Here is a 25675-nt window from a genome sequence, read left to right as displayed (position 1 = left end):
TCCTCATGAGGTGTGACGTACGCATCCGACACGCCGGGCCCGAGGGCGCAGAGTTCACGCCTCGGGGCCGGCGCAGCACGATCAGTCGCGGTCGAGCGGACGCCAGACGACGATCTGGTTGCTGCGCCGCACCCGTGTGCCGGCCCGCAGCGAGATGACCTCGCCGGCCGACCCGGCGGCGAACACGCGGCGTCCGGGGCGGTTGAGCAGTTCATCCGACAGCGCCGCCTCGAGTTCGCGGATGCGCCCCGTGAGCGCGCCCACCTGGTCTTCGAGCTCGAGGATGCGACGGATGCCCTCCAGGCTGACGCCTTCGGCTCCCAGCCGCGAGATCTCCTGCAGCTTCGCGACGTCGCGCATCGAATAGCGGCGGGATTTGCCGGGCGTACGCGAGGGGCTGACCAGCCCGAGCCGGTCGTACTGCCGCAGCGTCTGGGGGTGCATTCCCGCGAGCTCGGCCGCGACCGAGATGACGAAGACCTGGGTGTGCTCGTCGATGTCGGCCATGTCAGCCTCGCGACCTCGCGAGCAGGTCGTCGCGCGGGTTCTCATCCGGCAGCTTCTCGACGAAGCCACGCAATGCCTCTTCGGCGTCGGCAGACAGGTGCGATGGCACGGCGATCTGCACGACGGCCAGCAGGTCGCCGGTTCCCTTCGGGGTCTGCACCCCGCGGCCCTTCACCCGCAGTACCCGTCCGCTCGGCGTCCCGGGAGCGACGCGCAGCTTCACCGGCTCGCCGCCGAGCGTCGGCACCTCGATGGTGGCGCCGAGCGCCGCCTCGGCGAACGTCACAGGGACGGTCACGCGCAGGTTGAGGCCTTCGCGCTCGAACACCGGATGTTTGCGAACCGTCACGGTGAGCACGATATCGCCTGGCTCGCCGCCGTCCGGGCTGGGCTGGCCCTTGCCACGCAGCTTGATCTTCTGGCCGTCGGCCACGCCTGCCGGGATCTTCACCTTGATCGGCTTGCCATCGGCGGCCTGCAGCGTGATCGTTTCGCCGCGCGTCGCCGTGACGAAGTCGATGGTGGTCGTCGCGGTCACGTCACGGCCGCGGGTCGGGCCACCGTAGCCCCGGAATCCGCCTGTGGTGGACCCGAACCGGCCGTCGCCGAACATGCTGCCGAAGATGTCGTCGAACTGGCCGCCCTGCTGATAGGTGTACCCGCGCTGGCCGCCCTGGCCGAACATCCCGCCGAAGACGTCGTCGAAGCCGCCCTGTCCGGCCGAACCCGGCGCGGTGAAACGGGCGCCGGAGCCCATGGCGCGGATCTGGTCGTACTCCTTGCGCTCTTCCTCATCGCTGAGCACGGAATAGGCTTCGCTGATTTCCTTGAACTTCGCCTCCGAGGCGGCATCGCCCGGGTTCGAGTCCGGGTGGTATTTGCGCGCGAGCTTGCGATAGGTCTTCTTGAGCTCGGCCGCGCTGACGTCCTTGGAGACGCCGAGGACCTTGTAGAAGTCCTTGTCGAACCAGTCCTGGCTTGCCATGGCGCCTCCTCTCCCTCTATCTAACCGTGCGCAATTCGAAGAAGTCCCTTGTTCGACGCGAATGCGTCACGTCTGCCCCATCAGCGTGCGCTCTTGGCGAATTGCGAAGGCAGAGCGGGCGGATGGGGCAGACGGATGATGCTACCGCTGCGGCACGGAGACGACCACCTTCGCCACCCGCAGCAGGGTCGACCCGACCAGGTAGCCGGTCTCGACGACGTCGGCGACGGTGTCCGTCTCGACGTCGGGGCTCGGCTGCTGGAAGATCGCCTCGTGGATCTGCGGGTCGAACGGGTCGCCTGCTGCGCCGAACGGCTTCACGCCGAGGCGCTCGACCGACGTGCGCAGCTTGGCCGCGATGGTCGCGAACGCGCTGCCCTCCTCGAGGTCTCCGTGCTTCTCGGCACGGTCGAGGTCGTCGAGCACGGGCAGGAGACCCTTGACGGTCTCGCCGACCGCGCGCTCACGCTCGATCTCGCGGTTGGCCTCCGTACGCTTGCGGTAGTTCGCGTACTCGGCGGTCAGCCGCTGCAGGTCGGCGAGCCGTTCCGCCGCCACCTGGTCGGCCGTCGACTGGCCGCTCAGCACATCCAGGTCGTCATCGGAGAGGAAGCCACCGAACTCGGCTGTCCCGTCGGCATCCGTGTCGGACGGCCCGACGTCGACCAGCTCTTCGTGGGCCAGGTCGGGGCCGGAGGCATCAGCCTCCGACCCGCTCTCCGGGTGCCGAACCTTTCCGGTCTCGGGATCGATCCGCCGCTTGTCGCGGATGACCGGCTCCTCGTGTTCGTCGGGCTGGTCCCCTGCGGGACCCTTCGGCGTGTGGGGCATGACTACTTGGTCTCCTCGTCTTCGACCACCTCGGCGTCGACGACGTCCTCATCGGAGTTCGTCTCGGCCGCGGGCTCCTCGGCGGGAGCGGACGCCTCGGCCTGGCTGGACGCGTAGATCGCCTCGCCGAGCTTCTGCTGGCTGGAGTTCAGCTTGTCGTACGCGGTCTTGACTGCGTCCTCGTCGTCTCCGGCGAGCGCGCTCTTCAGCGCGTCGACGTCGCCCTGGACCTCGTTCTTGACGTCCTCGGGCAGCTTGTCGTCGTTGTCCTTGATCAGCTTCTCGATCGAGTAGGCGAGCTGCTCGGCCGTGTTGCGGGTCTCAGCGGTCTCACGACGCTTCTTGTCCTCGGCTGCGTGCTCCTCGGCCTCGCGCACCATGCGCTCGATGTCGTCCTTCGGCAGCGACGAGCCGCCGGTGATCGTCATCGACTGCTCCTTGCCCGTGCCCTTGTCCTTGGCGGACACGTGCACGATGCCGTTCGCGTCGATGTCGAAGGTGACCTCGACCTGCGGGATGCCACGAGGTGCCGGTGCGATGCCGGTCAGCTCGAAGGTGCCGAGCGGCTTGTTGTCGCGGGTGAACTCGCGCTCGCCCTGGAAGACCTGGATCGCGACGGACGGCTGGTTGTCGTCGGCCGTGGTGAACGTCTCGCTGCGCTTGGTCGGGATGGCCGTGTTGCGCTCGATGAGCTTGGTCATGATGCCGCCCTTGGTCTCGATTCCGAGGCTCAGCGGGGTGACGTCGATGAGCAGAACATCCTTGCGCTCACCCTTGAGGACACCGGCCTGGAGGGCTGCGCCGACGGCGACGACCTCATCCGGGTTCACGCCCTTGTTGGGCTCCTTGCCACCGGTCTCCTGCTTGACCAGGTCGCTGACCGCGGGCATGCGGGTCGAACCGCCGACGAGCACGACGTGCGCGATGTCGGAGACCTTGATGCCGGCCTCACGGATGACGTCGGCGAACGGCTTCTTGGTGCGGTCGAGCAGATCACTGGTCATCTGCTCGAACTGGGCGCGGGTGAGCGTCTCGTCGAGGTTGGCCGGGCCGTTCTCGGTCAGCGACAGGTACGGAAGCTGGATGCTGGTCGACATGCTGCTCGACAGCTCCTTCTTGGCCTGCTCGGAAGCCTCCTTCAGTCGCTGGAGGGCGATCTTGTCCTTGGAGACGTCCACGCCCGTGGTCTCCTTGAACTTCTTGATCAGGTGCTCGACGATGCGCTGGTCCCAGTCGTCGCCGCCGAGGCGGTTGTCACCGGCGGTCGCGCGGACCTGGATGGTCGAGAAGTCGTCGTCCTTGCCCACCTCGAGGAGGGAGACGTCGAAGGTGCCGCCACCGAGGTCGAAGACGAGGATGAGCTCGTCCTCCTTGCCCTTGTCGAGTCCGTAGGCGAGGGCTGCCGCGGTCGGCTCGTTGATGATGCGGAGGACGTTGAGGCCCGCGATCTCACCGGCCTCCTTGGTGGCCTGGCGCTCGGCGTCGTTGAAGTACGCCGGAACGGTGATGACCGCATCCGTCACGGTGTCGCCCAGGTACTGCTCGGCGTCGCGCTTCAGCTTGGCGAGGATGCGCGCCGAGATCTCCTGCGGGGTGTACTTCTTGCCGTCGATCTCGACCTTCCAGTCGGTGCCCATGTGGCGCTTGACCGACGCGATGGTGCGGTCGACGTTGGTGACGGCCTGGCGCTTCGCGGTCTCGCCGACGAGCACCTCGCCGTCCTTGGTGAAGGCGACCACCGAGGGGGTGGTGCGGAATCCTTCGGCGTTGGCGATGACGGTGGGCTCTCCACCTTCGAGCACAGAGACCACGGAGTTCGTGGTTCCGAGGTCGATACCTACTGCACGTGACATGTGTGTTTTCTCTCCTTTGTTGCCGGCTTGGCGCCTGTGAAAATCATGGGGTCAAGAGTTGAGTCCTGACGACTCAAGCCTGACATCCGGCCGAATCGATGTCAAGTCGGATCGACAAAACTTGAGTGTACTTGACTCAACTTCCAGCGGGCGCCCAGAATTCCCGGGGCGGGCTCGAGGAGGGTACGGCGCCGCGCGCCGTCCGTCATTCAGGAACACGTGTGACGGACGGGACCCGCGGAGCCCCCCGGCCGGCAAAACCCCTGGTGGGATGCGCGGCCACCACCCGCCCGCCCCCAGACTTCCTGAATTATGGAACCCGGCCCCGAGAGGGTGCGGCGCCGCACGCCGTCCGCAATTCAGGAACACGCGTGACGGACGGGACTCGCGGAAGCCCCCGCCCGGCAAAACCCCTGATGGGATGCGCGGCCACCACCCGCCCGCCCGCCCCAGACTTCCTGATTTGTGGACACGCGAAACGGCCCGCCTGGGTGCAGGCGGGCCGTTCCGTGGGTGCGTCGGAGATGGGGGGATCAGCCGTCCGCACCAGCTGGCGTCGAAGTGGTCGTGAACCCTTCGAGCTTGTTCGCGGCCTGCGCGTACTTGTTGGTGAACGTGTCGCCGATCGTCACGTTCGACGTGTCGACGCCGATCGCCTTCTCCATCGCGAGGATGGTCTTGGGTCCACCGGCGGGCATGATCCCGTCAGGCAGGAACTGTCCCTTGTCGGTGTTCAGACCGTCGATGTACTGCTGCTTGGTGATCGTGGCGTTCTGCACGTACTCCGGCGGCAGCTTGTTGGCGATGTCCGATGCGGAGTGCGAGTTGATCCAGTGCATCGTCGCCACCAGAGCGTTGACAACCTTCTGCACGGCATCCTTGTGGGAATCCACCCACGACTTCGTCGCCAGCACACCCGCTGCGGGCCAGTCGCTGCCCAGCGCCTTCGTCGCGCCTTCCGCGGTTGCGAGGTCGACTGCGGTGTGAGCGAGCTTCTTGCTGGTGAGCGCGCCGACGGTCGGCTGCGTCGTCATGACGCAGTCGGCGGACCCGCGCTGGATCGCGGCGATCGCGGTCGATCCGGCACCCACGGCGAGTGTGTGGTAACCGCTCTTCGCGATGCCCTGGGTGTGTGCGAGGAACTGCGTCAGGCTGTCCGTGCCCGAGCCCAGGTCGGTAACGCCGAGCGTCTTGCCCTTGAAGTCGGCCGCGGAGTTCACGCCGCTCTTGTCGCTGCACATCTCACGCTCGCCCGGAGCGCCCGAGAGCTGGACGACGTCGATGACGTCCTTCCCTTTGGACTTGAAGTCGATCGTGTGGATGTACCACGCGCCGGCCATGTCGACCTGGCCCGATGCCATCGCATCCTCCGCGCCGACACCACCGTTCTGCTCGGTCGACAGCTCCATGTTGACGCCGTACTTCTTGTAATAGCCGAGCCGCGCGGCGAGCTCGTACGGCAGGTAGATCTGCTTGTCGATGCCGCCGACCATCATCTTGACGGTGGGCATCGGGGTGGAGCCGCCGGCGGCCGCGTTGCCGCCGGTGGCGCCGCTGCTGCAGGCCGCGAGGCTGAGCGCCAGTGCTCCAGCCGCGGCGACAGCGCCGAGTGTGCGCTTCTTCATGTGAGTGCGTTTCCTTTCATTGGTGCCGAGGGTTCGGCGGTTCCTGGTGGGGATTCGGGTGTGGATGCGCGGCGCGTCAGATCGCCTGCGCCTCGGAACGGTTCGGCGGACGCCACTTGAGCAGGACGCGCTCGAGCAGGGTGATGAGGTATTCCGCCCCGAGCGTGACCACGGCCATGATCACCATGCAGGCGAACACCGTGTTCGGGTCGAAGCTCCCCTGGGCCTGGCTGATGATCAGGCCGATGCCCTGCTGGGCTCCGAGGACTTCGGCGACGAGAGCACCGATGATGGCGAACCCGAACGCCGTGTGGAGGCTGGCGATGATCCACGTCATCGCCGAAGGGATGGTCACGTGGCGGGCGACCTGCAGCGGCGATGCACCGAGGACGCGCACGTTGGCGACCAGGTTCTGGTCGACTTCGCGTACGCCCTGGAAGGCGTTGAAGAAGACGACGAAGAACACGAGGACGGAGGCCAGCAGCACCTTCGGGAACACACCGAGGCCGAAGGCCACGATGAAGATCGACCCGAGGACGATGCGGGGGATGGAGTTCACGACCTTGATGTACGGCCCGAAGACCGCCGCCAGGTACCGGTTGGAGCCGAGGAGGATGCCGACGACGACACCGGCGATCGTGCCGAGGACGAACCCGTAGAGGGCTTCCTGCACCGTGATCCAGAGGTTGTCCCAGATCGAGCCGAACGCCGAGCCCTGGGTGAAGAGGTGCACGAGGCTGTCCCAGATACCGGACGGCTGTCCGTAGAAGAACTTGTCGACGACGCCGGTCGCGGTCGCCCACTGCCAGCCGCCGATCACGACGACCGCGACCATCACGCGGCCGAACCATACCCACGCCGTGCGGCGGGATCGAGCCCGGCGTGCGGATGCGCGCAGTTCGCTCTCCGGCGCCACGACGTACGCGCCGTTCGTCTTCACCGGTGTGGTGTGCGCTGTCGTGGTCATGCTGCTGCCCCCGCTGTCTGCTGGTATGCCCGGGTGACCTCGTCCTTGAGCGAGGCCCAGATCTGTCCCTGGATCTCGAGGAACCGCTTCTCGTGCCGGATCTCCTGCACGTCGCCGCGGGGCCGGGGCAGGTCGATGTCGAAGATGTCCTTCACCGTGCCGGGGCTGCTCGTCATGATGACGACCCGGTCGGAGAGCGCGACGGCCTCGTCCAGGTCGTGGGTGATGAAGAGCACGGACGGGCGCAGCTCCTCCCAGAGCTGGAGCAGCTCGGTCTGCATGATCGCCTTCGTCTGCACGTCGAGTGCGCCGAACGGCTCGTCCATCAGCAGGATGCGCGGACGGTTGATGAGTGCCGCCGCCATTGCGACGCGCTTGCGCATCCCACCGGAGAGCTGGTGCGGATAGCGGTCCTCGAAGCCGGCGAGGCCGACGCGGCGCAGCCAGTCCATGGCGAGCTCCGTGGCTTCGCGCTTGGGGGTGCCGAGCAGGATGGGGCCGATCATCACGTTGTGGAGCACGGTCTTCCAGGGGAAGAGCGAGTCGGCCTGGAACATGTAGCTCACGCCGCGGGTGACGCCGTCGACGATGTGACCGCCGACCTGCACCGACCCCGCGCTCGGCGGCTCGAGTCCGGAGACCTGCGCGAGTGTCGTCGACTTGCCACAGCCGGTCGGGCCGACGATCGCGCAGAACTGGCCCGGTTCGACCGTGAGCGTCACGTCGTGGATGGCCGTGAACGTATCGCCCTTCGGCGTGACGAACCGTTTGGTCAGCCCGACGATGTCGATCCGCGCCGCATCCTCTGCGCCTGCGGTGGCCGCTCGTGTGCGGCCGGGAGTGGGATCACCCATAATGCCAAGACCTCTCTGTCTTTCGGTGTGATAACCGATAGTGCGGCAGGCCCGCATCCGCTGTCTCGCTTGTGCGCTATCAGCCTTTTGTGCGCATTCACGTGCGTTCTGCGCATTGTGCTCGCGTGCATTACGCAGGTTGCCCTGAGACAATCCCCTTTGTGATGCGACGCCGGATCCGAAAACTCTCGACCCAGATCTTTCTGGCTCAGTTGGTGATCCTCACGGTGTCCATGGCCGTCGGCTTCGCGCTCTTCGCCCAGACCGCCCGGAACAATCTCGACTCCGACTTCCAGGCGCGCGCTGCGGGCATCGCCGAGACCTTCGCGGACATGCCGGCCATCCGTCAGTGCATGGCCCAGCCGGGCATCGGATGCTCGGTGACCATCCAGGACCTCGCCTCGTCCACCGCAGCCCGCACGGGCGCCGCCTACGTGGTCGTCATCGACCTCAACCGGGTGAGGCACTCGCATCCGGATCCGTCGCTGATCGGCAAGAAGGTCAGCGAGCCGCTCGTCGCGAGCGATGGAAAGGTGCACCTGGGCACCGATTCCGGCGCCACCGGCCTGAACGCGAATGCCCGCGTGCCGCTCTACGGACCGGACGGGGCGCTCGTCGGGGAGGTGTCCGTCGGCATCCGCGAGAGCTCCGTGTCGAGCGAGCTCCTCAGCGAGCTCCCGTCGTACGCAGCGTGGTTCGTGCTCGTCCTCGCATTCGGAACGCTCGCTTCGTTCGGGCTGGCGAGCATCCTGAAACGCCGGACCTTCGGGCTCGAGCTCGATGAGATCGCCCGCCTGCTGCAGGAACGCGAGGCGACCCTGCACGGCATCCGCGAAGGGGTCATCGCCGTCGATCCGGCCGGACGGATCAGCGTCGTCAACGATGAGGCTCGGCAGTTGCTCCGGCTCCCGGCCGAGGCGTCGGGGCGGCGGCTCGAGGATGTGCTCGCGCCCGGGCTGCTGCGCGACCTGCTCACGGGCACGACGGCGGTCACCGACGAGATCGTGGTCACCGACGACTACTGCCTGGTCATCAACCGGATGCCCGTGACACTCGGCGGGCGCGCGCACGGAGCCGTCGTCACCCTCCGCGACCGCACCGACGTCGAGGGCCTGGCCAGCGAGCTCGCCGGGGAGCGCAGCCTCACCGAGTCGATGCGGGCGCAGCAGCACGAGTTCATCAACCGCATCCACGCGATCGCCGGACTGCTCGAACTCGGGCGTCCCGCCGAGGCGCTGCAGTACATCAACGAGATCCGCGGAACGACCGCCGACCTCGACCAGACGCTTCGCACCCACATCGCGGCTCCCCAGATCGTCGGGCTGATGCTGGGCAAGGCGGCCGAGGCGAACGAGCGCGGCATCGAGCTCGTGATCCTTCCCGACACCGACCTCGGCGAAGCGCCCGACCGCGTGCAGGCGCTCACGACCATCCTCGGGAACCTCATCGACAACGCGTTCGACGCGCTCGCGGGCATCCCGGCACCGCGACGGGTCGAGGTCAGCGTGGTCGAGACGGCGCAATCGCTGACCGTCCGGGTCAGCGACAACGGGCCTGGTGTGGCGGCGGGCGAGATCCCGCAGATCTTCAGCAACGGATACACGACCAAGCGCGGCACGCTCGAGCGGCACAGCGGGCTCGGGCTCTCGCTCGTCAACAACACGGTGACCAAGCTCGGCGGGACCGTCACGGTGTCGGATGGTCCGGGCGCGTCGTTCACCGTGACGCTGCCCCGCGCATCCGCGCCGGCATCGGCATCCACCCTCGTTCCGGACCGGTCCCGATGACCGCCGAACCGCTCGACGTGCTGGTCGTCGACGACGACTACCGGGTCGCCTCCGTGCACGTCGGCTTCGTCGAAGGCGTTCCCGGCTTCCGCGTGGTCGGGCAGGCCCACACGGCCGCGGATGCGCTCGAACTCGCCCAGTCACTGCATCCGGACCTGGTGCTCCTCGACATCTACCTGCCGGACGGCGATGGCCTGGAGGTGGTGCGCGAGATGCTCGCCACCCCGTCCCCGCCGGCCGTCATGGTGATCTCGGCCGCCACCGACATGGCCACCGTGCGCCGGGCGGTGCAGCTCGGCGCGGTGCACTACATCGTGAAACCCTTCGGATTCTCGGCCCTCGCGGAGCGGCTGACCGCGTTCCGCACTGCGCAGACCCACATCACCGAGTGGCCGGATGAACCGACCCAGGACGACGTGAACAAGATCTTCGACCTCCTGCGGCCTGCGACGCCGGCGCAGGTCAGCGCGGAACTCCGGCACCTCGCGCCGACCCTCAAGCTCGTGTACGACGCGATCTCCAGCAGCGAGGCGCCCGTGTCCGCTGCGGACATCGCGACCTCGGTCGGGATCAGCAGGGCGACGGCACAGCGGTACCTGACGCAGCTGGAGCAGAGCAACGCGATCACGCTGGAACTGCGGTACGGGCAGACGGGGCGGCCCGAGCACCGGTACTCGATCCGCCGACGCTGAGCGCGCGGCTGGTGCCACGAAAGGTGCCACAAGTACTGAACCCGGCGCGTTGATGCCGCTTCTCCCACCTTTCGCCGGATCGCTACGCCGGATGTGCATCCGCTCGCGCGGCGCGATCACTACTCTGTGACCATGACCGACGACATCCAGCCGGGAGACCACGGCATCCCCTCTGTGCCGGCGAGCACAGACGCCCTCGTCACCGACGCGAGTCCCCTCTTCATCGACTCGTCGCCGGATCGCGTGATCCCCCGCGGCCGCATCGTCGCCTGGGCGCTCTGGGACTGGGGCGGGGCCGCGTTCAACGCGGTCATCACCACCTTCGTGTTCACCGTCTACCTGACCGGAAGCCTCTTCGTCGACCCGGCGCTCGTCACCGCGCGCGATGCGGAGACGGATGTGCACGGCCCGGCGCACGCGGCCGTCACCGCCGCCGAAGCCCCGCTCTCGAGCGGACTGGGATGGGGCCTTGCGATCGCGGGGATCATCGTCGCCCTCCTCGCCCCAGTCCTCGGTCAGCGCACGGACGGGTCGGGTCGCCGCAAGCTCTGGCTCGGCATCAACACCGGGGTCGTCGTCCTTATCACCGCGCTGATGTTCTTCGTTCAGGGCGAGCCGAGCTTCTTCCTCTACGGCGTCGCCCTCGTCGCGATCGGGACGATCTTCTACGAGATCGCGACCGTCAACTACAACGCCATGCTCGTGCAGGTGTCCACACCCAAGACGGTCGGCAAGGTCAGCGGGTTCGGCTGGGGTGCGGGGTACCTCGGCGGGATCGTGCTGCTTCTCATCGTCTACTTCGGCCTCGTCGTCGAGAGCGCGTCGGCCCCGGGCACAGGCGGACTGCTGCACGTGACCGAGGCCGGCGGTTTGAACATCCGCATCATCGCCCTGATCGCGGCTGCGTGGACACTGATCTTCTCACTGCCGGTCCTGTTCGCCGTGCCGGAGATTCCTGCGAACCGGCGCACCGTGCGGGTCGGCTTCTTCCAGTCGTATGCCGTGCTGGTGCGCGACGTCGGGCGGCTGTGGAAGCAGAGCCGCAACACGGTGCTCTTCCTGATCGCGAGCGCTTTCTTCCGCGATGGCCTCGTGGGCGTCTTCACCTTCGGCGGCATCCTCGCGGCCGGGACGTTCGGCTTCTCCAGCGGTCAGGTCATCATCTTCGCGATCGCGGCGAACGTCGTGGCGGGCGTCAGCACGATCGTCTCCGGACGCTTCGACGACCGCTTCGGTGCGAAGCCGGTGATCGTGACCTCCCTGATCGGCCTGATCGTGGCGGGGCTGGCGGTCTTCTTCGCCCACGACCTGGGGGCGACCGCTTTCTGGATCGGCGGCCTCGTCCTCTGCCTCTTCGTCGGGCCCGCCCAGTCGTGCAGCCGGACGTTCCTCGCGCGACTGACCCCGGCCGGCCATGAGGGCGAGGTCTTCGGACTCTATGCGACGACCGGGCGTGCCGTGAGCTTCCTCGCGCCGCTGCTGTTCGCCACGTTCGTCGCCGTCGGAGGGGCGCAGTTCTGGGGCATCCTCGGGATCGTGCTGGTGCTGGCGATCGGGCTCGCGCTGCTGCTGCCGGTGAAGGCGCAGCCGACGCGGCTGGCGCAGTAGGGACGGCGGCGGGCGCCGCCCACTTATTCAGGAACGTCCGGGGCGGATGGGGTCTCGCGCGGCTCGTCGTGGGCAAAAGACCTGATGGGATCCGCGGCGTAGGCGGCCACGGCGCAGACCTTCCTGAATTAACACAGGAGAGCGGGCGGCGGATGGGGCGCCAGGCGCGCCGCGCGGAGAAAGCCCTGATGGGATGGGCGGCCACGCCGGCCCGCGCACACGAACTCCTGTCTTATGGACCGGGCGAGCGGCCAGGGTCAGCGCACGCGGTACCGGACGAAGACCACCCCGTTCCCGAAGCGGTGTTCGTCGAGCAGTTCCAGGTCCACGCGCACGTCGTCGGGCAGGAAGCGGGTGCCGCCTCCGACGATGACCGGCGTGAGGAATTGCTGGTACTCATCGACCAGCCCGGCACGGATCGCGGCACTGGCGAGGTGCGCCCCACCCACGCTGATGTCGGAGTCGGCCGCGTCCTTCATCCGCTTCACCGCGTCAGCGTCGAACGCGCGCTCGACGCGCGTGCGCGGCGTCTCCGGCTCCCCAAGGGTCGTCGAATAGACGACCTTGTCCGCGCCGCGCCAGATGCCCTGGTAGTCGCGCACGACCTCGGGTTCGTCCGTCACATCCCATGTCTGCCACACGCGCATTGTCTCGTAGAGGCGCCTGCCGTACAGGTAGGTCCCCATCGGGCGCTGCAGGTCGTTGACGAACGCGTGGACTTCTTCGTCGGGCGCGCTCCAGTCGAATCGTCCCGTCGCATCCGCGATGTAGCCGTCGAGTGAGGTGATTCCGGAGTAGATCAGCTTCGCCATGCCGAGTCATGGTACTCCCCGCGGGGCGCCGGCCGGCTTCAGGAATTCAGGAAGGGTGCGGGTCGGCTGGGCCGGGCCGCGCATCCGATCAGGGGTTCTTCTGCGCGGGGCCGCGTGCCGGCCACATCCGTCACGTGGGTTCCTGAATAACGGACAGCGCGACGGTCGGTGCCCGGCCTACTCCCGCGGCCACGCCCCGACGAAGCGGTTGAAGAGCATGGCGAAGGTGTGCGCTTCGTCGGCCGTGAAGCCCGCCAGCGCATCCTCTACCGCTGAGCGCCGCGCCGACCGCACCTCGACGATCTGGGCTTTCCCGGCCGCGGTCAGCTCGATGATGCTCCGGCGAGCATCCCCCGGGTCGGCCGTGCGGCGCACCAGGCCGGCATCGGATGCTTCCTGCACCAGCCGGCTCGCCCGCGGCTGGTCGACGCCGATCGCCTCGCCGATCATGCTGATGGTGAGCGCCCGGCCGTCGCGTTCCGCGGCTTCGAGTGCGTCGAGCATCCGGAATCGCGCAGCCCGACCGAGCGACCTGTCGTGCCGGCCGCGGTGCTCGTGGGAGGGGCCGCCCATCCCCAGGCCCGGTCCGCGCGGTCCCCCGCCGTGGTGGTGGACGACGGGCCACGGACCGCCCTGGGGCCACGGACCACCTTGGGGCCACGGACCGCTGCCGGGCCAGGGACCGGGGGTTCCGTCCGCACCGTGCTCGGCCGCCCATTCGGCGCGTTTCTGCAGGTGCATGCGCGCGTGGTCGCGGCGGATGGCCACCAGCGCCTGCTCGATGAGCGCGATGTCCTCGGCGCGAAGCTGGGAGTTTTCGTCGGACGCTTGACCACCGGTTTCCATGTATGTAACTATACATTTGCTTGTAGCAGTACATGCAATAGGAAAGGAGTGTTCAGCCATGAACACCGACGAAACATCACCACGACCGCCGGGCTACTGGTTCGGCGTCATCGAATACCGCCTGCGCGAGAAGATGCGCGACGCCTTCACAGAACTCGACCTCTCGCGCGGCGAGTGGCGGATCCTGCACACGCTCGCTGATGGACCGAAGTCCGTCGACGAGGTGGAGTCGGCGCTCCCGCCCGGCGACCGGCACCGCCGCATGGGCGCTCGCTTCGGCCGCCCCGGACGCGGATTCGGTTCCGGATACGGTCCCGGCTTCGGACCCGGGTACGGTCCTGGCTTCGGACCGGCCTTCGGCTACGGCCCCTGGTTCGGACGCGGGTTCGGCGCGGGATCCGTACCTTGGCGCGCGTTCGCGGAGCAGCGTGCGGATGCGCGACCCGGCGCGACCGAGACCGACGCCGCCGCCGAGCACGGCGCGCACCCGGGAGGCCACGACCACCCCCAGCCCCACGAGCACCACGAGCACGACGAGCACGACGACCATCCCCAGCACCACGACCACCACGATCACGGCGAGCACGGCGAACTCCCGGGTCACGGCGCGTTCGCCGGGCACGGCGCCATCCCCGGTCACGGCGACCACCACGGCCACCACGCTGGCTTCGGCCACGACCACCACCGCCCCGGCGAGGGTCACCGCGATCACGCCGATCGTGACCAATCCGCCGAGCGTGGATCTCATGGTGGCCACGGCGAGCGCCGTCGTCCTCGTAGTGTCGCCGAGGTCCTCGTGTCCTTCACCGAGCGGGGCTGGGTCGTCCTGGCCGACGGCGCCGCAACGCTCACGGACGCCGGCCGCACCGCACACGACGATGCCGAAGCACGTGTGAAGCAGGTGCGCGCATCCGTCGCCGAAGGCATCAGCGACGAGGATTACCGGACGACGCTCGCCACCCTCGAGAAGATGGCGCGCAATCTCGGCTGGACCGATGCGGCTCAGGAATCGGCGGACGGCGACGCATCCAGCACCGACGCATCCAGCACCGAGGCATCCAGCCCCGACGCATCCGATTCGGACGCGACGCCCGACACCGCCTCCGATTCGGACGCCGACGGCTCCGCAGGGCCGGCCCCGACCGACCCGCGAAGCAACGCATAACCCGTTCGGCACGCTCGGGTCGCGAACCGGGCGTGCAGGGTTCGCATCCGCAGTCCAGCGGCATCCGTCAGAATGGACAGATGGCCCACGCGATCGAAGAGGTAGTCCTGCTCGACGACGGCGGCACTGCGATCGGGGTCGCCGACAAGGCGACCGTACACACCACCCAGACGCCCCTGCATCTCGCGTTCTCCTGCCATGTTTTCGATGGCGAGGGGCGCATCCTCGTCACTCGCCGTGCGCTGTCGAAGCGCACCTGGCCGGGGGTGTGGACGAACTCGTTCTGCGGTCATCCTGCGCCCGGCGAATCGGTCGAGGACGCGATTGCCCGCCGTGCCGTCGCAGAGCTCGGTATCACCCTGGACAACCTCGTCGTGGCTCTGCCCGACTTCCGCTACCGGGCTGTGGACGCAGCGGGGGTTGTGGAGAACGAGGTCTGCCCGGTCTTCACCGCGACCACGACGGACGCGCTCGATCCCTCGCCCGACGAGGTCATGGAATGGCAGTGGGTGGAGGCGCGCACGCTGATTTCCGCCGTGGAAGCCACTCCGTGGGCGTTCAGCCCGTGGCTCACGCTCCAATTACCGCAACTGTATGCGGTGGACGAAGAGCCGGATCAGCTCTGAAATCGATTCATCCACCTGTGGACACAGCGGTGGATAAGAATGCCAGCATATTCCGTACCCCGCATATGGGGGACACGCGCCCGAAACCCGTTGACCCAGACCTGACCGCGGGTCAGTTGCCGGGACGACCCGCTTCTGTCGACCCGACATCCGTGCGGTGGAAGTTGAGGAACGACCGCGAGGCCGTCGGCCCCCGCTGGCCCTGATAGCGCGAGCTGTACTCGCTCGAACCGTACGGCTTCTCGGCTGCCGACGAGAGGCGGAAGAAGCACATCTGCCCGATCTTCATTCCCGGCCACAGCTTGATCGGAAGCGTCGCGACGTTGCTCAGCTCCAGCGTGACGTGCCCGGAGAACCCCGGGTCGATGAAGCCGGCCGTCGAGTGGGTGAGCAGCCCGAGGCGCCCCAGTGAGCTCTTGCCTTCGAGGCGGGCGGCGACGTCGTCAGGCAGCGAGACGAGTTCGAACGTGGAGCCGAGCACGAACTCGCCGGGGTGCAGGATGAACGGCTGCTCCGGGTCGACCTCGACCAGGTGCGTGAGCTCGGGCTGATCCTCGGCGGGATCGATGAACGGGTACTTGTGGTTGTCGAAGAGGCGGAAGAACCGGTCGAGCCGCACATCGATGCTCGAAGGCTGGATCATCCCCGCTTCATACGGCTCGAGGGAGATGCGTCCGGCACCGAGCTCGGCCTTGATGTCGCGATCTGAGAGAAGCACGTTCGTAGCCTACTGGGCGCGCGTCGCGCGCTGCCCGACCGGCTGCGGCCTGTGGATAACGGTCGCTGTGAGGATGCCCACGAACGGCAGAAACCCAGCCGGTCAGAGGGACAATGTGCATGAGCGACGTCGAGTTCCACCCGACGCCATGGAGTTGAGACTCATGGTTGTGTTCTATATCGTCCTCGCGATCGTCATCATCGTGGCGATCATCCTGCTGGCGGCATCCCTCCGCGTCGTCAAGCAGTACGAGCGCGGCGTCGTCCTGCGGTTCGGCAGGCTCATCGGTGTGCGCGAACCAGGACTGCGGTTCATCATCCCGTTCGTCGACGTGATGCACAAAGTGTCCCTGCGGATCGTGACCCTCCCCATCCAGTCGCAGGGAATCATCACGCGCGACAACGTGAGCGTCGGCGTCTCGGCGGTCGCGTACTACCGGGTCGTCGATCCCGTGAAATCCGTCATCGGCATCGAGACCGTGTATGCGGCGATCGAGCAGATCGCGCAGACCACCCTGCGTAAGGTCGTCGGCCAGCACAGCCTCGATGAGACGCTCGCCGAGACGGATGCGCTGAACCTGAACATCCGCCAGATCCTCGATCTGCTCACCCTCGACTGGGGCGTCGAGGTGACGCTCGTCGAGCTGAAGGACATCCTGCTGCCCGAGTCCATGAAACGGGCGATGGCGAAGCAGGCGGAAGCCGAGCGCGAGAAGCGGGCCAAGATCATCGCGGCGGAAGGCGAGTCGCTGGCCGCCGCGGGACTCGGGGATGCGTCGGACACGATGATGGAGCATCCGCTCGCCCTCCAGCTGCGCAACCTGCAGACCCTCGTCGAGATCGGCGTCGACAAGAACACGCTCGTCGTGTTCCCTGCACCGCTGATGTCGACGATCGGCGAACTCGGGAACTTCCTGGCCCGCGAGAACTCGGCCAGCGAGCTGCACGGGGGTGGCGCCAACGACGCCGCCACTCCCGCTGCACCGGGGAGACCGGAAGCGGCTCCGCCGCTGACGGACGCAGCCTGAGGGGGCGGGGACGCCGGGTCGGAGGTCGGGCACCCCGGCCCGGCGGCTCGGGCGTTCGCACCGGCGGCGATCAGTTGACGCTTTTGGCCATCACCCGGATGAGGAGACGGACCAAACCTGTCAACCGGCATTGTGGCAGCAGCGATGGCTACGCGCCCACCGACCGCACGTAGTGGCGGCGCGCCTTCAGGCGATTACCGCACTCGGCCATCGAGCACCACTTGGCCGTATTCGGCTTGCTGTGGTCGATCAGGAATTTGTTGCAGTCCGGGTTGGCGCACGGCCGCAACCTGCCCGGCAGCTCCCGCCGCACCCGCGCCCATTCGAGCACCAGCTCCGCGCTGGCCAGTGAGGCGCCTGGTGCTTCGAGCGTCCACTCGACAGTTCCGTCGGCGATGACCGGCCGCCTGCGCACGCCGGCGAGATACGGCTCCAGGGTCTCCGCATCCGCTCCACCCCTGATCACCGCGTGAAGCGCATCCCTCACTCTTATCAACGCCGGCTGGTCGAGCGTCTCGACGATCCGGCCGGCGATGACGGGTGCGCTGTTCAGCACCTGGAGGAGAGCAGTCTCGGACTCATTCACCTAACCACTATAACCTATTTGACAAGTTACAATGCCGGGTATATGTTGTGGCTCCTGACTCTGACCGGTCATTTGACAGGTTAGGCACCGAAAGGAACCACCGTGAGCACAGCTCTGATCGTCGGCCACCCCGACATCACAGCATCCCGTGTCAGCGCCGCTCTCACCGAAGCTGCGGCGCGGCTTCCCGATGTCGACGTGCGCATCCTGACCGACCTCTATCCGGACGGCCGCATCGATGTCCTCGCGGAGCAATTCGCTCTCTCTGCGGCGGACGACATCGTGCTTCTCTACCCCACCTACTGGTACTCGACCCCGGCACCGTTGAAGCGCTGGCTCGACGAGGTACTCCAGCGCGGCTGGGCGTACGGAACCGGCGCTCCCGGTGCGCTGACCGGCAAGACGCTCCGGATCGCGACCACGACCGGCGGCGCCTTCGACGGTTACCGGCCGGGTGAGCTGCACAGTTTCGAATACGACGCCATCCTCGCGCCGCTGAAGGCGACCGCCCACCGGCTCGGGATGCGCTGGGTCGAGCCGTTCGTCATACACGGCGTCCGTGACCTCGACGCTCCGGCCCTGCACACCCTGGCCGAGAGGTTTCGCAGACTGCTGGCTTCGGCGTCCGCGCACAGTCCGGCCACATCCGGCCGGCCGAGCGCTCCCCGCGCTCGCACCGCGCCTCCGAACGTGAACGGGCCCGGGCGCTGGCACGCGCGGGCGGGCGCGCAGTACCCTCAGTTGCACATCGGCGCAGCCACCGGTGAGGATGCGCGCCGCCAGAGCCGGGCGGCCGGAACGGAGGCGTCGAAATGACCACCCAGGCGACCGCTGCGAAACCAGGACTTGCGCGCACCCATGCAGCGCAGCGCATTCCGCTCAACACTCTGGCGATCGCGTTCGGACTCGCCGGACTCGCGACGATCTGGACCACGTCCGGCCGGCTGCTCGGCGCATCCCCGCTGATCGGCCAGGTGCTCTGGGCGGGCGTGACCGTCTCCTGGGTGTGGCTGATCGTCGCGCACCTGCGGCGCGGCGCCCGCAGCTCCGAGACGCTTGCGCAGCAGCTGCGGCATCCGGCCCAGGGGCCGATCGCCGCGCTCGTGCCCGTCGTCGGGATGCTCATCGGAGCCGACCTCTACGCGTTCGTTCCCGTGGCCGGGATAGTCGTGGTCGTCGTGTCGATCGTGGTCGCGGCCGCCTTCGCCGCCTGGATCCTCGCGTTCTGGCACACGGGTGCCCTGACACCGGAGGCATTCCACGGCGGCTATCTGCTCCCGACCGTCGCGGCTGGGCTGATCGCCGCCACCACGTCGTTCAAGGTCGGGTTGCCGGTGGTGGCGATCGGCAGCTTCGCCGTCGGCATCTTCTTCTGGATCGTCGTCTCCACCGTGCTGCTCGCGCGCCTGGCATTCTTCGCGCCGCTCCCCGCAGCACTGACGCCGACCTGCGCGATCCTGCTGGCCCCGCCTGCCGTCGCCGGTATCGCATGGTTCACCATCAACGGCGGACACGCCGACCTGGTCTCGACAGCCCTGCTCGGCCTCCTCGTACTGATGGCGTTGCAGCAGGTGGCGCTGATCCCGCGGTACCGCGTCCTTCCCTTCTCGCTGGGCTTCTGGTCGTTCACGTTCCCGCTCGCGGCGGCGGGCGGCTTCGGCGTCGAATGGCTGTCCATCGCTGGTTTCCCGGGCTGGCAGGTCGTTGCGTGGCTGCTCGTCGCTATCGTCACCGTGGTGATCGCGCTCGTGGGCATCCGATCGCTCGTGCTGATTGCGACCGTGCGTCGCGGTGTGCAGCGGGCGGAGAGTGTGCTGCGCCGAGCGGACAACGCCGTGGAGGCGAGGACGGAGCCCCACGCGCACTAGGCCGTGTCCGGTGCCTGAGAAAACATTCAGGTACGACCAACGCGAGCGGGAATCGTGCAGGCACGCAAGAATCGTGAACTACGATGCGGAAACGGTCAGCACATCCCGCCCGAAGACTGAACAGCGCCATACGTGACTCGTGACACCTGACCGTGTCCACTCGATCGCCTCTTCTGACAGCAGGTTCACTCCATGTCACGCACTCTGGTCTCCGCTGCGCGCCCATCCCGCATCCGTCGCGGAGCGCTCCTTATCGCGGCAGTGCTCTTCACCACCGCGCTGCTCGCGGGTGGTCATGTCGCCCCCGCTTCCGCGACGGGCACCGCATCCATCGGCGGAACAGTCACGGCCGCCGGGGCGCCCGGTGTCGGCATTCCCAACGTGGCAGTACTTGCGCTCCTCCCGAACGGCGCCCCTGGCGGGAACGCAATGACCGATGCAAACGGCAGGTACACGATCCATGGCCTCGCGGCTGGTTCGTACACGCTCGACTTCGAGGCAGGGTCTGCATACGCCGAACAATGGTGGAGCGGAAGGACCAGCCAGCAGACCGCCGATTTCTTCACCGTCGCGGCCGGCCAGGTCGCGACCGGAAAGAATGCATCGCTCATCGCGCCGGGAAGCATCAGCGGCGAGGTCATGGGATCGGGCCATCCCGACGTCCCACTCAGCGGTGAACAGGTTCTGCTGTACGGCTCGGCCGGCGTGCCGTTCAACATCGCCCTCACGAGCGGCGGCGGCTACAGTTTCACAGGGCTCCCGCCCGGAAAGTACACAGTCCTCTTCAGCGCGACAGGCAACTACACCGCTCAGTGGTGGTTCGGCGCCGCGACGAAGGCAACCGCAACGCCGATCACGGTGGGCTCGGGACAGGACGTGACCGGGATCAGCGCGACCCTGTCGACCGGGTCGACGATCAGCGGAACGGTAACGGCTCCGGGCTTCAGCTCGGGCCTCGCGGGTACCACGGTGACTGCGACGAGCTCCCACGGCGCGGTGATACAGGCGATCACGGACGGCACCGGCCGATACACGCTCGAGGGTCTCGCCGCCGGAACGTACACGGTTGTCTTCCGTCCCGCGGCTGGGCGGCCCTTCGCCGAGCAATGGTGGAAGAACGCGTCAGGACCTGCGGCCTCCACACCCATCGTCGTCGGTGCGGACCAGGCCGTATCCGGCATCAATGCGACCCTCGCAGCGCAATCCTCGGTGACCGGAACCGTGGAGCAGCCGGGTGCCCCGGCCACGCCCGTCGCCGGGGTGAACGTGAACGCCATCCGTCCCGACGGAACGTACGCCGGCTCCAACGGCGTGACCGATTCGAACGGGCATTTCTCGATCGGCCAGCTTGCCGCAGGCAGCTACACGCTGCTCTACACGCCCGACGCGACACCCGGGGCCGAGCAGAACTTCGCTCTGCAGTGGTGGAACGACAAACCGACCCAGGCGGCAGCCGACTACTTCACGGTGGTCGCGGGCCAGTCCGTGACCGGTAAGGACGCGGTCATGGTGAGCGGCGCCACGATCAGCGGAACGGTCCAGGGTGGCTCCCCGGCCGCCGGCCTCCAGGGGGTCGATGTCACGGTCTACAGCCTCGACGGACAGCTCCGCGGCGGTGTTCTCACCGACGCGAACGGACACTATTCGATCGACAAGCTCGCCGCCGGGAACTACGCGGTGAAGTTCGCCGGGCCGAGCCCATACGCAACCGTGTGGTCGGGCGGAGGCCTGAGCCTCGCGGCGGCGACACCACTCGTCATGAGCGCCGGCCAGACCGCGACCGCAGACGCATCCCTGCCGGTCGGAGCCTCGCTGACGGGAACCCTCGCCTATGCGGGCGGCGCACCCTCGGCCGGCGCCGTGGGCGTGTACGACGCGTCGGGAACAAGGGATTCGCTTGCGACACTCGTTCGCGAGACCTCGATCGGTGCGGATGGACAATTCACCATCACCGGCCTGGCGCCCGGAAGCTACAAGGTCGGCTTCACACACGACACGACCGGCCTGATCGCTCGGGGCCCGCTCCCGTCGTCCGCGCCCTACGTGTCGCAGTGGTATCGGAACGCCGGCTCCTTCGCTACGGCCGGAACGGTTACCGTCGCATCCGCGCAGTCGGTGACGGGCATCGGCGGAACGCTCGCAGTGGCCTCGGGATCGCCGGTGCGACTGCACGACTACTCGGGCGACGGACACCCGGATGTCCTGGCGAGGAATGCAGCGGGCGCGCTCCTGTCGTATCACGGGAACGGGGCCGGAGCATGGTCGACCCCCGTGTCCAACACGATGGGCAGCGGGTGGAGCGGCATGACAGCGATCGTCGCTCCCGGCGATTTCAACGGCGACGGCATTCCGGATGTCATCGCCCGCGACACGGCGGGCGGCCTGTGGCTGTATCCGGGAACCGGCTCAGGTGGATACGGCGCGCGGCTCCGCATCGGAGCAGGCTGGAACGGCATGACCGCCATCGTCGGAGTGGGCGACTTCTCCGGAGACGGCAAAGCCGACCTCGCCGCACGTGACACGTCTGGTCGACTGTGGCTGTACCCGGGCAACGGAAAGGGCGGCTTCCTCTCGGCGAAGCTGATCGGGTCGGGCTGGAGCGCCATGAACGCGATCGTCGGGGCCGGCGACTTCAACGGCGACGGCTCCGCCGACCTGCTCGCACGCGACGGAGCCGGGGCCCTGTGGCTCTATGCGCACACGCCCACGGGCTGGAAACCGCGCGTGCAAGTGGGATCCGGATGGGGCGCCATGACTGCGATCATCTCGGTCGGGGACTTCAACGGTGACACGCATACGGACGTCATCGCCCGCGATTCCGCCGGTCTGCTGTGGCTCTACCCGGGCAACGGTCGATCGGGGTGGCTCACGCGCACCAGGATCGGGAGCGGATGGAACGGGTTGAACTGGATCGGCTGAACGCCGGGGCCCCAAGCGGTGAGTCGCGCGAGGGTATTCACCGCACGTCGAATCCCGCGGCCAAGAGATCGGAGCCCCGCGACGACGGGCCGACGAGCAACTCGAACGCCCCCGGCTCGACGCGGCGAACACCCGCTGAGTCAACGATCGTGCACTCGGCGACGGGAAGCCTCAGGCCCACCCGGGCGGATTCCCCCGGCGCAAGGTCGACCTGACGGTACGCCTTCAGCTCCTTGTCAGCCCAGCTCACGCTCGTGACCATGTCACGCACGTACACCTGCACGGTCTCGCGGACCGGGCGATCGCCGGTGTTGCTCACGACGACCTCGCCCACGATGTCGTCGCAGATGCCGAGCGCGGTGCGCTCGAGTGCGAGGTCGGTGTACTCGACGCTCGTATAGGAGAGGCCCTCGCCGAACGCCCAGGCGGGCGCCTGGGTGAGGTCGGCGTACCGGTCGCCGTGCTGCCCACGGATCTGGTTGTAGTACGTCGGCTGCTGGCCGACGTGCCTGGCGAACGAGATCGGCAGACGGCCGGAGGGCTCGACACGACCGGCGATGATCTCCGCGATCGCCTGTCCGCCCAGCATGCCGGGGTTCGCGGCCCACAGGACTGCGGCGGCCTTCGCGACCGACGGCGGCAGCACGAGCGGCTTCGAGGCGAGGAGCACGACGACGACGGGCTTTCCGGTCGCGATCATCGCATCGAGCAGCGCGTTCTGGCCGCCGATCAGTTCGAGCGTCGCGGTAGAGCGGCCCTCCCCCACGAGTTCGATGCGGTCGCCGACGACGGCGACGACCACGTCGGACGCCTCCGCGGCTGCGACGGCTTCGTCGATCAGCTGCTGATCCGGCGGGGACGGCACGACCACAGGGGGCCGAGGCTGCCCATCCGGGAATGTCTTGCCGCGTGCGTCGTCCTCGAGGGTGAGGATATCGGCGCCGCGGGCGTGCTGGATGGTCCAGCCGTCGATCGTGCGCAGGCCGTCGAGCACCGTGCTGATCATCTCGCGCGGCTGGCCGTCGAGCCATCCGGCCTGGCCGGAGCCGCCTGCCCAGTCGCCGAGCTGGGTCTGGGCATCGTCGGCGAGCGGCCCGACGAGTGCGACACGGAGCGGCGACGACGAGGCCGTCAACGGAAGGGTCCCGTCGTTCTCGAGCAGCACGATCGAACGGCGCGCGATCTCGAGGTTGAGCTCCGTATGCGCGGCGCTGCCGACAACGGTGTCCAGTTCGGGCGACGGGAGGCGCGGGTCCTCGAACAGGCCGAGGTCGAACTTGAGGGTCAGGATGCGGGCGACGGCCGCATCGAAGGCGTCGTCAGCGAGCATCCCCTGCGCGACCGCGTCCAGTGCACCCTCGTAGAACCTGGGGGTCGTCATGACCATGTCGTTCCCCGCCGCCACCGCGGCCGCTGCCGCGTGGGCGTAGTCGGGCTGGATCTTCTGCTCCCAGACCATGCGGCCGACATTGTCCCAATCGGTGATCAGGGTGCCGGTGTAGCCCCATTCCCCGCGAAGAACCTCGCTGAGCAGCCAGTCGTTCACCGTGATCGGCACACCGTCGGTGCTCTGGTAGCCGAGCATGAACGTGCGGCAACCCTCGCGGGCCACTCGCTCGAACGGCGGCAGGAACCAGCTGCGGAGCTTTCGCCTCGAGATGTCGGCCTCGCTCGCGTCGCGGCCGCCCTGAGTCTCCGAGTACCCGGCGAAGTGCTTCGCCGTCGCGAGGATCGCGGTCGGGTCATCCAGCCCCTCGCCCTGATAGCCGCGCACCATCGCGCTGGCGAGCTCGCCGATGAGGAACGGGTCCTCGCCGAACGTCTCGCTGATCCGTCCCCACCGGAGATCGCGTGCGATGCACAGCACGGGCGAGAAGGTCCAGTGCACACCGGTCACGGCGACTTCCTCCGCGCTGGCACGGGCGACGCGCTCGATGAGCTCCCCATCCCACGACGCGGCCATCCCGAGCTGGGTCGGGTAGATCGTGGCGCCAGGCCAGAACGAGTGGCCGTGGATGCAGTCCTCGGCGACGAGGAGAGGGATCCGCAGTCGGGTCTCCGCGGTGAGGCGGTTCGCCTCCAGGACTCGTTCCGGGGAGGTGTGCAGGATGGAGCCAACGTGGCGCCGCAGAATGTGGTCGTGCAGGTCGTCGCGAGCGTCGAGCTGCAGCATCTGCCCGACCTTCTCCTCCAGCGTCATGCGCCCGAGGATGTCGCGAACTCGTTCGGCTGTCGTCAGCGACGGATCCTGAAAGGGGAAGGCCTCCTGAGTAGGTGCAATGGTCGTGGACGGGAGGGTCGAGGTCATGCAGTATGGCTTTCCGGTATAGCTCGGGCCGGGGCGGCCGTGGTGGACTCGGTGCGCACCTGGGTCATGGCGGCGTTGATGTTCATGCCCTTGCGCTTCATCGCCCTGGCACGCTCGCCGGCCGAGCGGAGGCGCGGGTTCACGTACTCGTCGATGCCGAAGTTGATCAGCGCCAGGGCGACACCCAGCAGCGCGATGCAGAGTCCCGCGGGGACGTACCACCACCAATAGTCGGGAAAGGCGTTGTTCTGCTGCGCCCAGAACAGGATGGTGCCCCAGTTCAGGTTCGAAACCGGGATGACCCCGATGAACGCGAGCGTTGTCAGGCCCAGCACTGCGGCCGTCATCGTGCCGACGAAGCTGGACGCGATGATCGCTAGCAGGTTCGGCAGCATCTCCACGAGGATGATGCGGTGCAGCGGTTCGCCGTTCGCCCGCGCTGCCTGGATGAAGTCGCGGTTGCGCAGCGACATGGTCTGAGCGCGCAGCACGCGCGCGCCCCACGCCCATCCGGTCAGACCGAGCACTGCGGCGATGAGGGCGAGCGGCGGGTCTTGGAACTGCGAGGCGACGATGATCATCAGCGGCAGCCCCGGGATGACAAGGAACACGTTCGACAGTGCCGACAGCGACTCGCTCTTCCAGCCGCGCAGATATCCCGCGGTCACGCCGACGACGATCGCGACGACCGTGGCCATGATGGTCGCCAGGAAGCCGACGACGAGGACCCCGCGGGTTCCGTAGACGAGCTGGCTGAAGACGTCCTGGCCGATGTGCGTGGTACCCAGGAGGTGCTTCAGCGACGGGGGCTGCAGGGTCTCGTTCAGGTTCTGCGCGTTCGGGTCGTATGGGGCTATCAACGGGGCGAAGATCGCGACGACCACGAACACGCCCATGATGATCAGGCCGGCGGCGGACTTGCGATTGCTGAACATGGCCAGTGAGGCCTTCAGCTGCGACCAGAAGGTGGCCTTCTTGGGCTGCCCCAGCTGGGTGGCCAGCACGGAGGCGGTCTCAGGGCTGCCGATGCCCGTGTGCGCGACTAGCGTCGGGGAATCTCCGGCGCCCGTCTGGGAGGAAGGGATGGTCAT

General features: G+C 67.8%; 23 protein-coding genes. 9 read left to right on the top strand and 14 right to left on the bottom strand.

Features of this window, described 5'->3' with window-relative positions; genetic code table 11:
* Positions 1-81 precede the first annotated feature (81 nt).
* The 7 genes from ACV7NN_RS12910 to ACV7NN_RS12880 form a co-directional block, all read right to left on the bottom strand.
* Positions 82-498 carry a heat shock protein transcriptional repressor HspR gene (locus ACV7NN_RS12910; protein ID WP_426521327.1) on the bottom strand — a complete coding sequence of 139 codons (417 nt, stop codon included), beginning with the start codon at positions 496-498 and terminating at the stop codon, positions 82-84.
* Between the two features lie 10 nt (positions 499-508).
* Entirely contained in the window at positions 509-1492 is a 984-nt protein-coding gene (locus tag ACV7NN_RS12905) for a DnaJ C-terminal domain-containing protein (protein WP_463349977.1), read from the bottom strand.
* A 141-nt stretch (positions 1493-1633) separates the two neighbouring features.
* Positions 1634-2323 (bottom strand): nucleotide exchange factor GrpE, encoded by a 690-nt coding sequence (locus ACV7NN_RS12900; protein ID WP_463349976.1) that lies wholly within the window; start codon positions 2321-2323, stop codon positions 1634-1636.
* Positions 2324-2325: 2 nt separating this feature from the next.
* On the bottom strand, positions 2326-4176 hold the full coding sequence (gene dnaK / locus ACV7NN_RS12895) for a molecular chaperone DnaK (protein ID WP_463349975.1): 1851 nt from the start codon (positions 4174-4176) through the stop codon (positions 2326-2328).
* Positions 4177-4709: 533 nt separating this feature from the next.
* Positions 4710-5801: an ABC transporter substrate-binding protein gene (locus ACV7NN_RS12890; protein WP_463349974.1), complete on the bottom strand. Its 1092-nt coding sequence runs from the start codon at positions 5799-5801 to the stop codon at positions 4710-4712.
* Between the two features lie 76 nt (positions 5802-5877).
* The gene (locus tag ACV7NN_RS12885) at positions 5878-6768 is read right to left on the bottom strand and encodes an ABC transporter permease (RefSeq protein WP_463349973.1); all 891 of its coding nucleotides are present in this window, start codon (positions 6766-6768) and stop codon (positions 5878-5880) included.
* Positions 6765-7622 (bottom strand): ABC transporter ATP-binding protein, encoded by an 858-nt coding sequence (locus ACV7NN_RS12880; protein ID WP_463349972.1) that lies wholly within the window; start codon positions 7620-7622, stop codon positions 6765-6767. Before ACV7NN_RS12880 ends, ACV7NN_RS12885 begins: the two co-directional genes overlap by 4 nt.
* 164 nt (positions 7623-7786) lie before the next feature.
* Here ACV7NN_RS12880 and ACV7NN_RS12875 point away from each other — a divergent pair, with 164 nt between their 5' ends.
* The 3 genes from ACV7NN_RS12875 to ACV7NN_RS12865 all read left to right on the top strand — a co-directional run bounded on the left by ACV7NN_RS12875 (position 7787) and on the right by ACV7NN_RS12865 (position 11709).
* Positions 7787-9409 (top strand): ATP-binding protein, encoded by a 1623-nt coding sequence (locus ACV7NN_RS12875; RefSeq protein WP_463351289.1) that lies wholly within the window; start codon positions 7787-7789, stop codon positions 9407-9409.
* Positions 9406-10101 carry a response regulator gene (locus ACV7NN_RS12870; protein ID WP_463349971.1) on the top strand — a complete coding sequence of 232 codons (696 nt, stop codon included), beginning with the start codon at positions 9406-9408 and terminating at the stop codon, positions 10099-10101. The genes ACV7NN_RS12875 and ACV7NN_RS12870 overlap by 4 nt, the downstream gene beginning before the upstream one ends.
* Positions 10102-10233: 132 nt before the next feature.
* Positions 10234-11709 (top strand): MFS transporter, encoded by a 1476-nt coding sequence (locus ACV7NN_RS12865; protein WP_463349970.1) that lies wholly within the window; start codon positions 10234-10236, stop codon positions 11707-11709.
* Positions 11710-11966: 257 nt separating this feature from the next.
* On the opposite strand, the gene ACV7NN_RS12860 is transcribed toward ACV7NN_RS12865, so the two are convergent.
* The 3 genes from ACV7NN_RS12860 to ACV7NN_RS12850 form a co-directional block, all read right to left on the bottom strand.
* On the bottom strand, positions 11967-12521 hold the full coding sequence (locus ACV7NN_RS12860; protein ID WP_463349969.1) for a dihydrofolate reductase family protein: 555 nt from the start codon (positions 12519-12521) through the stop codon (positions 11967-11969).
* Between the two features lie 177 nt (positions 12522-12698).
* Positions 12699-13367, bottom strand: a complete 669-nt coding sequence (locus tag ACV7NN_RS12855; protein WP_463349968.1) for a MarR family winged helix-turn-helix transcriptional regulator — start codon at positions 13365-13367, stop codon at positions 12699-12701.
* A gap of 76 nt (positions 13368-13443) precedes the next feature.
* Positions 13444-14124 (bottom strand): hypothetical protein, encoded by a 681-nt coding sequence (locus ACV7NN_RS12850; RefSeq protein WP_463349967.1) that lies wholly within the window; start codon positions 14122-14124, stop codon positions 13444-13446.
* A 39-nt stretch (positions 14125-14163) separates the two neighbouring features.
* Here ACV7NN_RS12850 and ACV7NN_RS12845 point away from each other — a divergent pair, with 39 nt between their 5' ends.
* Together ACV7NN_RS12845 and idi are read left to right on the top strand one after the other, a co-directional pair.
* The gene (locus ACV7NN_RS12845; RefSeq protein WP_463349966.1) at positions 14164-14532 is read left to right on the top strand and encodes a hypothetical protein; all 369 of its coding nucleotides are present in this window, start codon (positions 14164-14166) and stop codon (positions 14530-14532) included.
* Between the two features lie 80 nt (positions 14533-14612).
* Positions 14613-15158, top strand: a complete 546-nt coding sequence (gene idi, locus ACV7NN_RS12840; RefSeq protein ID WP_463349965.1) for an isopentenyl-diphosphate Delta-isomerase — start codon at positions 14613-14615, stop codon at positions 15156-15158.
* Positions 15159-15270: 112 nt separating this feature from the next.
* On the opposite strand, the gene dcd is transcribed toward idi, so the two are convergent.
* Positions 15271-15876 (bottom strand): dCTP deaminase, encoded by a 606-nt coding sequence (gene dcd / locus ACV7NN_RS12835; protein ID WP_463349964.1) that lies wholly within the window; start codon positions 15874-15876, stop codon positions 15271-15273.
* A gap of 163 nt (positions 15877-16039) precedes the next feature.
* Between dcd and ACV7NN_RS12830 the strand changes: the two genes are divergently transcribed.
* Complete coding sequence (locus tag ACV7NN_RS12830; RefSeq protein ID WP_463349963.1) at positions 16040-16903, top strand: slipin family protein; 864 nt, start codon at positions 16040-16042, stop codon at positions 16901-16903.
* A gap of 148 nt (positions 16904-17051) precedes the next feature.
* Here ACV7NN_RS12830 and ACV7NN_RS12825 read toward each other — a convergent pair whose 3' ends face one another.
* Positions 17052-17489 carry a CGNR zinc finger domain-containing protein gene (locus ACV7NN_RS12825; RefSeq protein ID WP_463349962.1) on the bottom strand — a complete coding sequence of 146 codons (438 nt, stop codon included), beginning with the start codon at positions 17487-17489 and terminating at the stop codon, positions 17052-17054.
* A gap of 102 nt (positions 17490-17591) precedes the next feature.
* On the opposite strand from ACV7NN_RS12825, the gene ACV7NN_RS12820 reads away from it, so the two are divergent.
* From ACV7NN_RS12820 to ACV7NN_RS12810, 3 genes are all read left to right on the top strand, one after another.
* Positions 17592-18305, top strand: coding sequence for an NAD(P)H-dependent oxidoreductase (locus ACV7NN_RS12820; RefSeq protein WP_463349961.1), 714 nt, complete (start codon positions 17592-17594; stop codon positions 18303-18305).
* A complete protein-coding gene (locus tag ACV7NN_RS12815) occupies positions 18302-19357 on the top strand; it encodes an SLAC1 family transporter (protein WP_463349960.1) in 1056 nt (351 codons plus the stop codon). The genes ACV7NN_RS12820 and ACV7NN_RS12815 overlap by 4 nt, the downstream gene beginning before the upstream one ends.
* 192 nt (positions 19358-19549) lie before the next feature.
* Positions 19550-22276: a carboxypeptidase regulatory-like domain-containing protein gene (locus ACV7NN_RS12810; RefSeq protein WP_463349959.1), complete on the top strand. Its 2727-nt coding sequence runs from the start codon at positions 19550-19552 to the stop codon at positions 22274-22276.
* A gap of 37 nt (positions 22277-22313) precedes the next feature.
* Here the strand turns inward: ACV7NN_RS12810 and ACV7NN_RS12805 are convergent, their stop codons facing one another.
* Both ACV7NN_RS12805 and ACV7NN_RS12800 read right to left on the bottom strand, forming a co-directional pair.
* Positions 22314-24584 carry an exo-beta-d-1,3/1,6-glucosidase gene (locus ACV7NN_RS12805; RefSeq protein WP_463349958.1) on the bottom strand — a complete coding sequence of 757 codons (2271 nt, stop codon included), beginning with the start codon at positions 24582-24584 and terminating at the stop codon, positions 22314-22316.
* Complete coding sequence (locus tag ACV7NN_RS12800) at positions 24581-25675, bottom strand: ABC transporter permease (RefSeq protein WP_463349957.1); 1095 nt, start codon at positions 25673-25675, stop codon at positions 24581-24583. The genes ACV7NN_RS12805 and ACV7NN_RS12800 overlap by 4 nt, the downstream gene beginning before the upstream one ends.

Source organism: Leifsonia sp. Ger2509, from assembly GCF_055231915.1.
This window is presented reverse-complemented; position numbering and strand designations above follow the sequence as displayed.